The organism is Mesorhizobium sp. M4A.F.Ca.ET.022.05.2.1 (assembly GCF_003998845.1).
GTDB lineage: Bacteria > Pseudomonadota > Alphaproteobacteria > Rhizobiales > Rhizobiaceae > Mesorhizobium.
In genome coordinates, this window is the sequence record NZ_RZOJ01000273.1 from 1 (window position 1) to 8,389 (window position 8,389).

At 65.4% G+C, this 8,389-nt stretch carries 7 protein-coding genes and 1 pseudogene; 2 read left to right on the plus strand and 6 right to left on the minus strand.

The features are described 5' to 3' along the window. From EN745_RS24225 to EN745_RS24235, 3 genes are all read right to left on the minus strand, one after another. The coding region (locus EN745_RS24225) for a substrate-binding domain-containing protein (RefSeq protein WP_145992116.1) at positions 1–329 on the minus strand (329 nt) is incomplete at its 3' end. 39 nt (positions 330–368) lie between these two features. Beyond that, positions 369–1,133: an ATP-binding cassette domain-containing protein gene (locus EN745_RS24230; RefSeq protein WP_126054880.1), complete on the minus strand. Its 765-nt coding sequence runs from the start codon at positions 1,131–1,133 to the stop codon at positions 369–371. Beyond that, positions 1,130–2,293 carry an ROK family transcriptional regulator gene (locus EN745_RS24235; RefSeq protein ID WP_126054879.1) on the minus strand — a complete coding sequence of 388 codons (1,164 nt, stop codon included), beginning with the start codon at positions 2,291–2,293 and terminating at the stop codon, positions 1,130–1,132. The genes EN745_RS24230 and EN745_RS24235 overlap by 4 nt, the downstream gene beginning before the upstream one ends. Before the next feature lie 53 nt (positions 2,294–2,346). Between EN745_RS24235 and EN745_RS24240 the strand changes: the two genes are divergently transcribed. Further along, a complete protein-coding gene (locus tag EN745_RS24240) occupies positions 2,347–2,793 on the plus strand; it encodes a M20/M25/M40 family metallo-hydrolase (RefSeq protein ID WP_245482370.1) in 447 nt (148 codons plus the stop codon). Here the strand turns inward: EN745_RS24240 and EN745_RS24245 are convergent. Together EN745_RS24245 and EN745_RS24250 are read right to left on the minus strand one after the other, a co-directional pair. Further along, the gene (locus EN745_RS24245; protein WP_127406260.1) at positions 2,790–4,067 is read right to left on the minus strand and encodes a M23 family metallopeptidase; all 1,278 of its coding nucleotides are present in this window, start codon (positions 4,065–4,067) and stop codon (positions 2,790–2,792) included. The two genes, EN745_RS24240 and EN745_RS24245, sit on opposite strands and share 4 nt — an antisense overlap. Positions 4,068–4,208: 141 nt before the next feature. Next, positions 4,209–4,676 (minus strand): peroxiredoxin, encoded by a 468-nt coding sequence (locus EN745_RS24250; protein WP_127406259.1) that lies wholly within the window; start codon positions 4,674–4,676, stop codon positions 4,209–4,211. A gap of 96 nt (positions 4,677–4,772) precedes the next feature. Between EN745_RS24250 and EN745_RS24255 the strand changes: the two genes are divergently transcribed. Then, positions 4,773–8,159 (plus strand): DUF3971 domain-containing protein, encoded by a 3,387-nt coding sequence (locus EN745_RS24255; RefSeq protein WP_126054876.1) that lies wholly within the window; start codon positions 4,773–4,775, stop codon positions 8,157–8,159. A 9-nt stretch (positions 8,160–8,168) separates the two neighbouring features. Here the strand turns inward: EN745_RS24255 and EN745_RS24260 are convergent. After that, positions 8,169–8,389 (minus strand): annotated as a pseudogene (locus tag EN745_RS24260) (tyrosine--tRNA ligase); the annotation flags it as partial.

The window sequence follows — 8,389 nt, forward strand, 5'->3', positions numbered from 1 at the left end:
GGAATGCCGGCGGCGCGGGCCGCTTCGACGGCCGGCTTCAGCGCGTTGAAGTCAACCGCCGCAAGGACGATCGCGGCGGGCTTCAGCGCGATGACGTCATTCATCTGCGATTGCTGGGCGTCGGTCTTGTTGTCGGCGTTCAGCGATTTGAAGTCGTAGCCGACCTGCTTGAGGAACAGTTCCAGCGCGGTTACCGAACCGGTCTGGAACTCATCGAGCAATGTCGGCACCAGATAATAGACGGTGCCCTTGGACTGGGCGAATGCCGGCGTGAGCGTGGCAATGGCCAGTGCCAGGAAACCGAAGACGGAAAGAAGTATTCTCTTCATGTCGTTCGCTCCTCTTGCGCCGGACCCCTCATTTGTCCCTCAGCTCGCCGGTCCGGCACCGGCCAGCGTCTCTCCGGTGATCATGTTGATCACCGCGTCGGGACTTGTCTTGTTGCGTGCGACATCGCCCGCCACGACGCCTTGCCGGATCACCACGATCCGGTCGGCGACCTGGAAGGCCTGCTGCATGATATGAGTGATGATGACGACGCCGATGCCCTGGTTCGCCACCTGGCGGATCATGTCGAGACCGCGTCGTGTCTGCTCGACGCCGAGCGCCGCGAACGGCTCGTCGAGCAGCACCAGCTTGCCGCCCCAGTGCACGAAGCGGTTGAGTTCGATCGCTTGCCGCTGCCCACCCGAAAGGTGCTCGACATTGGTGCGCAGCGACGGGATGCGGGTGCCGGCATTGGCGAGCGCCTTGGCGACCACGGCCTCCATGGCGCGCTCGTCGAGGACGGGGACGCCGAGCACCTTGCGGGTGATCTCGCGGCCCATGAAGAAATTCGCCACCACGTCGACATTGGTGCAGAGCGACAGGTCCTGGTACACCGTCTCGATGCCCGCCGCCTTGGCCTCGGCCGGAGATTTGGCAAGGAAGTCCTTGCCTTCGAACAGCATGCGGCCGGAGGTCGGCTCCAGCCCGCCGGCGATGATCTTGACCAGCGTCGACTTGCCGGCGCCGTTGTCACCCAGAAGCGCCACCACCTCGCCGCGCCCGATCGAAAAGCTGATGCCTTTCAGCGCCTGGATCGCGCCGTAGTTCTTGGTGACGTTGTCGAGGACCAGCAGGGGTTCGCTCATGCCGCGATGTCTCCGCCTTTCAGGAGGTCGCCGCCGCGCTGCCGCTTGGCGGTGAAGATCTGGCCGAAGCGCGGCGACAGCACCCCGGAAACGGCAAGTGCGGCCGCGCCGCGCAGCACCGCATGCTGGCCGCCGCGCGCCACGACGATGCGCGGCGTGGCGCGGTCCTTGCGGGCCGAGACCGAATTGGGCAGCTCCGCCGCTCCCGCCAACCGTTCGAGCAGCGCCGGCGGCGCCAGCCCGCCGAGGACCACCGTCTCGGGGTCGAACAGGTTCTCGATGATGGTGATGGCGTTGCGGAAAACCGGACCGATCTCGATTACCCAGTCGTCGTCGCTGCCGCGCCAGCGTCCGCGCGCATCGAGCGAGAGATAGCGTTCGAGACAACCCCGGTTGCCGCAGGGGCAAGGCTCGCCGCCGAACACGACCGGGATGTGGCCGATCTCGCCGGCATTGCCCCAGGCGCCGCGCAGCACGCTGCCATCATGCACCATGGCGCCGCCGAGGCCGACGCCGAAATAGAGGTAGTAGTAGTCGGAATATCCGGTGCCGAGGCCGTAGAGCCGCTCGCCCATGGCCGCGGCCGCCATGTCGGTCTCGAAGAAGGCCGGCAAACCCGTGGCTGCCGTCAGCCGCTCGCGCAGCGCCACATCCTTCCAGCCGGTCATGGTCGTCGGGCCGATGAAGCTCATCGATTCGACGCCGAACGGGCCGGGCAGCGCCATGCCGACGCCAAGCACGCGTCCGCCGGCGCGCCGTCCCGCCAGGTCGCGGACCATGGCGCCGATCTGGTCGAAAGCGTGATCGGGCGTGACGTTCGGCGCCTCGCTGTGCATGCTCTCGATGACATCGCCGCTGAGGTTGATCAGCGCCGCGTCGATGCCGAGCGGGGTGAGGTGGATACCGACGGCAAAGCCGCCTTCGGGATTGATCCTGAGCGTCGCCGGCGGCAGTCCGCGGCCTTTCGGCTCTTCGCGCAGCGACAGGATGTAGCCCTGTTCCTCCAGTTCGCGCACGATGGTCGACACGGTCTGCACGGTGAGGCCGACGCCCCTGGCGATATCGCCGCGGGCGATCGGCCCATTGAGGCGGATGGACTCCAGAACGATGCGCCGGTTGTAGGGCCGCCCGAACTCCTGATTGGTCCCCCGCAATGCCATGCCTTGCGCTCCTGAAGTGACGGGAGCTTCGCACCGAAGATTTATTCAGTCAAATGGAATTCAAAAATATTTCGGTATTGTGGACGACACGCCGTGGCCGCGCAGCTCCGCCAGTCGAGCGAAAGTTTGGCGGCACCGTCAGCGCCGTATTCCAGCCGGCCGAGGAAGACGAGCCGTCGGGCGGAAGACGGGTGGTGGAAGAGGGGCTGCTCGACGATATCGCCGCCGCGATCTGCGTTCACGTCGATCCGTACACACAGTCCGGCAAGGTCGCTGTCCGTCCCGGTCCTTACACTCTGGCATGCGATACGTTCGATGTCCGCGTCACCGGCTCCGCCGCGCATGCGGCAAAGCCGTATGAGGGTGTCGATGCGATCGCCGTGGCGTACTCGATGGTCACCGAGCTGGAGAAGATCGTGTCGCTGGAGATCGTGGCGCTCACACTGATTTCGGCAGCAACCATGTTTCTGACGGCGCAGCGGGGATCGGCGGGCGGTTAAAGATACTGCGCGACCTTCTTGCCGACCGTCAGGAAGCGCAGCGGGTCGACCGCATCGCCATTGTGGCGCACTTCGTAGTGGAGATGCGGGCCGGTCGAACGGCCGCTGCTGCCGGTCTTGCCGATAATATCGCCGGCCGCGAGCTTCTGGCCGACCGTCACGTCGATCTCGCTCAAGTGCCCGTAGCGCGTGGCGAAGCCGTTGCCATGGTCGACCTCGACCATGCGGCCATAACCGCCGTTCCAGCCGGCCTTGGTGACGACGCCGGCCGCTGTGACCTTGGCGGGCATGCCCATTGGCGCCCTGAAATCCATGCCCGAATGCAAGGCCGCGGTGCCGAGGATCGGGTCGGTGCGCACGCCAAACGGGCTGGTGACCGAATGACCGGGGGCGGGGTTGGCGAGCGGCAGCCGCCGCGCTTCCTTCTTCAGGTGATCGAGCGCATCCAGCGCCTCGTCCAGTTCCTTGACCTTGCTGTCGAATATCGTCGATGCGTTGAGCGGGATCAGCGGGCCGCCGACATCGCTATCCTTGCCGAAATCGCTGTCGACCGGCAGGCCGGCGGCCGCCAGCGCCTGGGTGATGGCGTCGGCATTCTTGTATGCATTGTCGGCAAGCGTGGTAACGCGGCTGAGCTGCTCGCTTTCGATTGCCTTGAGCGACTGGTTGATCGACACGAACAGCCTGTCGGCACGATCGGCGGCCGAATCGCTGGGCAGCGGATCGGAGCGCGTCGACCACAGCGAGAACGGTCTCGTGTCGCCGGCGCCCAGGCTGGCGACGGAATAGGTCGGCTGCTCGCCAATCAGCGCGGCGCGATCGTCCGGCTTGGCGGTTGCGGTACCGTCGGCGGCGGGTGCCGCCCCAACTTCGCTTTCGGCGCGCTCGAGGATCGGGCCAAGGCGGCCGTGGCGCTGGCTGAGCTGTGTCTGCCGTTCCAGAAGTTCGCTCACCTTGGTCTCCATCAGCTGCTGGTCGAGAAGCTGTCTGCTGGTGATGCGGTCGACCTGGGCGCGAAGCGCCGAGATGCGGTCTTCATAGGCCTGCTGCATGCGCGCCTGTCTGGCGGTCGTCGCCCCGATCAGGTCGTCTCGAAGCACCAGATAGGAGGTGGCGAGCAGGTAGCCGATGACAATCGCCGCCAGCGCCGAGCCGAGGAAGGCGGCAAGCCAGGGCCGGATGGTGAAATGCCTGATTTCGTTACCCCGGGCGATGATGACCGTATGGGGTTCCTTGCGTTTGCCGAAGACCGCAGACTGACCGGTTGGGTTCACGGGACCAAGCTTTCGTTACGACACCACGAAGAGCCTGATTACATATTATTAGGGTTAACAAAGCTTTGCCGGGCCGATAGCGCCGGTAACCAATGCCCGCCGGACGGGTGTCAGGTTGCGGCGAAGACCGCCAAATCTGCCTCACAGTGCGCGCACCGCCTCCAGCACCTCTTCGGCGTGGCCCTTGACGCGGACCTGCCGCCAGATCCTGGCGATTCGCCCGTCCTTGCCGATCAGGAATGTCGCCCGTTCGACGCCCATATATTTGCGGCCGTACATCGTCTTTTCGACCCACACACGGTAGGCCTCGATGACCTTGCGCTCCTCGTCGGCGACCAGGTCGACGGTAAGGTCATATTTCTGCTTGAATTTGTCGTGCTTCTTGATGCTGTCCGGGGACAGCCCTATCACCACGGCGCCGGCCTTTTCGAAGTCCGGCTTCAACTGCGAAAAGCTGATCGCCTCATTGGTGCAGCTCGTGGTGTCGTCCTGCGGATAGAAATAAAGTACAACGGGCTTTCCAAGCAGTGCGGCGAGGTTGAGCGACCCGCCACCGTCGCGCGGAAGATCGAATTGCGGCGCAAGATCGCCTACGTCGAGTTCGGCCATGTCGGTGCCCCGGTTTGAGGTTACGCGCGAAGCCGCATCGATATAGTGTCAGACGGGGATTCGTCCACGATCGAGTTCGCTACAACGGAAGATTGCGTGGATCAGGAAGAACCGCAGCACGAGAAGATCCGGTTCAGGCGTGACGAGATCACCGACCTGGGGGCTTTTCCCTCCGCCTGCAAGGTGCCGCCGCTCGGCCGCGCCAGGATAGGCCGAGGCTTTCGCGTCCTTGCGCGGGTGGTCGCCAGTTTCTGCGCGCTGGTGTTGCTGGCGGCCGGCGCGGTCTACGTGCTCGGCACATCCGGCATCGGCACCGAGCGTCTGCGAGCGGAGGCGGAAGCAGCCATCGAAAAAATGGCCGGCTTCGATGTCGATGTCGCGGTCGGCCCGGCGCGGCTGACGCTCGACGGGTCGAGCTTCATTGCCTTGCAGGTGAACGACGTCAGCCTGAAGACCGCCGGCGGTAAGCCGATCGCCGATGCCGGCCGTGTCCGCTTCGGCATCCGGCTCATCCCGCTGCTTTCGGGCGAGGTGCGCCTGACCAGCGCCCGGATTTCCGACGCGCATTTCATGCTGGCGGCGATGCCATCCACTGGCGGCGACTGGACGGCGTCGCTTCGCAACGCGGATGGCCTGATCGATTCGGACAAGGTGGTTGCCGCGGTCTTCGCCAATGTCAGCCACGCCCTCGATGCCGTGCGCGAGGATTCGATTCGCCAGGTCGATTTGCGCAATGTCGAATTCGTGCTGTCCGACACCAGTCCGGTCAAGCGGGTCACGGTGGCCGATGCCACCGTTCTGCAGACCGGCCCTGGCAGCATGCAGGCCTCCTACGACGTGGCTGTCGATGGCCGTGCGCTCGCCATAACCGCCTCGGCCGCCCGCGACACCGCGACCGGACGCATCACGACGCTCGATGCCAGCGTCAATCTCGCCGACGCCGGCACGGCTGGCGCCGCTGCGGCGACCGGTGGCAGGCTGGGCACAATCGCCTTGAAGCTGACCGGGTCGGAAGGCGCGGGCGAGACGAAGTCGCGGCTGACCGCCTCGCTGTCGCTTGCCGGCTCCGTGCTCGACCTCGGTTCGCGCGGGCTGCTGCCAGCCGATGTCGAAGCCGATGCGACACTCCTGGCCGGCGCCAACAAGATCGATGTCAGCCGGTTGCTCCTCAAGACCGGTCGCTCGACCTTCGACTTTGCCGGTTCGATCGGGCCGAAGCCGGCCGCAGCGGGGGAGGAGCCGTCCTACCGCTACGACCTAACCAGCGACGGCTCCACGCTTGCGCCGTCAGAATCGCCAGAGCCGGGGCTCAACTTCTTCGCCCGCATCGCCGGTGTTTACCAGACCAAGAGCCGCAAGCTCGTCGCCGAGCAGATAGGCATCCGTTCCGGTGGGCCAAGCGAAGTGCTCGGCTCGGCCTCGATCGCTTTCATCGACAACGGTCCGCCGGGCATATCGCTTTCGCTCAACGTGCACGACATGCCGGTCTCGCATGTCAAGCAATTATGGCCCTGGTTCTCCGCCCGGAACGCTCGTCTGTGGGTGCTGGACAATCTGTTCGGCGGCCGTGTCGTCGACGCCAATCTGCAGTTCCAGGTCGTGCCGGGACGACTTGGCAACGGCGTCCCGCTTTCGGCCGACGAGGTATTCGGCCGCTTTCAGATCGAGGGTTCGCGCTTCGACACCGCCGGCCGTATCCCGCCGATCCGCGATGCGGTGGGCGAGGTATCCTTCCATGGCAACGATGTCGACATCGCGCTGTCCTCCGGCAGCGTCTACATGGCCAGCGGCCGCACGGTGGCGGCCAGCAACGGCACGCTGACGGTCAAGCAGGCCAACCACGCGCCGGTTATCGGCACGCTCGACATCGATGTTGCCGGTGAGGCGCCGGCCATCGCCGAACTAGCCTCGTATGAGCCGATCAACGCCATGCGCCATGTCGGCCTCTTGCCGGAGGATCTCACCGGCACGGTGACAGGCCACGTCAAGGCCGACATACCGCTGACGTCGGGAGTCGACACCTCGAAGCTCAACTGGCTGGTGGCGCTGGACTACAAGGACCTGTCGCTCGCCAAGCCGTTCGAGGACCAGACGGTGACGGAGGCCGACGGCTCTATCACCGTCGAGCCCGACCAGGCGGTGATCTCGGCCAAGGCGCGGCTCAATGGCATCCCGGCCGAGCTCGATATCGTCGAGCCGCTCGTCGATGACGGCCCGCCGCGCAGCCGCAAGGTCGCGCTCGTGCTCGACGACAAGACGCGCGCGGCCGCCATGCCGGGCCTGTCGCCGCTGCTTTCGGGAACCGTCAAGGTTGCGATCGACAAGAGCGAAGGCGACGAACAGAACGTGTCGGCCGACCTCACCAACGCCAGGCTCGACATTCCCTGGGCGGGGTGGAGCAAGGGCGCGGGCGTTGCCGCCAAGGTCACGTTCGCGATGAAGAAGGCCGGTGCCACCACGACGCTCGCCGACTTCGATCTCGACGGAAAAAGCTTTTCCGTCGACGGCGATGTGACGCTCGTGAACGGGGCGCTGTCGTCGGCGCGCTTCAGCAAGGTCGCCTTGAACCGGGGCGACGATGTCGCCGTATCCGTGAAGCGGTCCGGCAAGGGCTATGCGGTCGATGTCAGCGGCGAGGCGCTCGACGCCCGCTCGCTGATCAAGCAGTTCACCTCCGATGTCGACACCGCCACCAAGACCACCGGCAGCGATGCGATTTCCGTCAACGCCGATGTCGGTTCGCTTACCGGCTTCCATGACGAGATGCTGTCCAACCTGAAGCTGAACTACAGCGCCGCCGGCTCCCGCGTGAACGGCCTCGAGGTCAGCGCCACCGCGAGCTCCGGCGCGGCCATTACCATCCGCAACACGACCGCCGACGGCAGGCGGGCGCTCAGCATGAAGTCGGCCGACGCCGGCGCCATACTGCGCTTCCTCAATGTCTACGAGCATATGGAGGGTGGCTCGATCACGCTGTCGATGGCGGGCGCCAGCGACGGGCCGATGAAAGGTCAGGTCGATGCCACCAACTTCTTCGTCGTCAACGAGCCGAAGCTCGCCTCGATCGTGTCGACCACGCCGGCCGGCGACACGCGCAGCCTGAACCAGGCGGTCAAGGCCGATATCGATACGTCCAGGGTCAAGTTCGAGCGCGGCTACGCCGAGATCGACAAGGGCGCCGGCTATCTGAAGCTGGCCAACGGGGTGCTGCGCGGCGAGCGCATCGGCACCACTTTCCAAGGCACGCTCTACGACCAGAACAACAACATGGACATGACCGGCACCTTCATGCCGGTCTATGGGCTGAACCGCATCTTCGGCGAACTGCCGCTGTTCGGCCCGCTGCTCGGAAACGGCCGGGATCGCGGGCTGATCGGCGTCACCTTCCGACTAAGAGGCAATGCCAACAAGCCGAGCCTCGACATCAACCCGCTGTCGGTGATCGCGCCCGGAATCTTCAGGTCGATCTTCGAGTACCGGTGAGGCGGCGCGTCACACCGGCCGCGCCAGGACGTGCTTTTTCTTGCCGACTGAGAGCTTTACGACGTTTTCCGGACCCAAATCCTGAAGCGTCACCGTGCGGCGGTCGTCCGCGACCGGCAGATCGTTGAGACGCACGGCACCGCCCTGCACGTGCCGCCGCGCCTCACCGTTGGAGGCGGCGAGCCCAGCGGTGACCAACAGCGAGAGGATGCCGACGCCGGCTTCAAGCG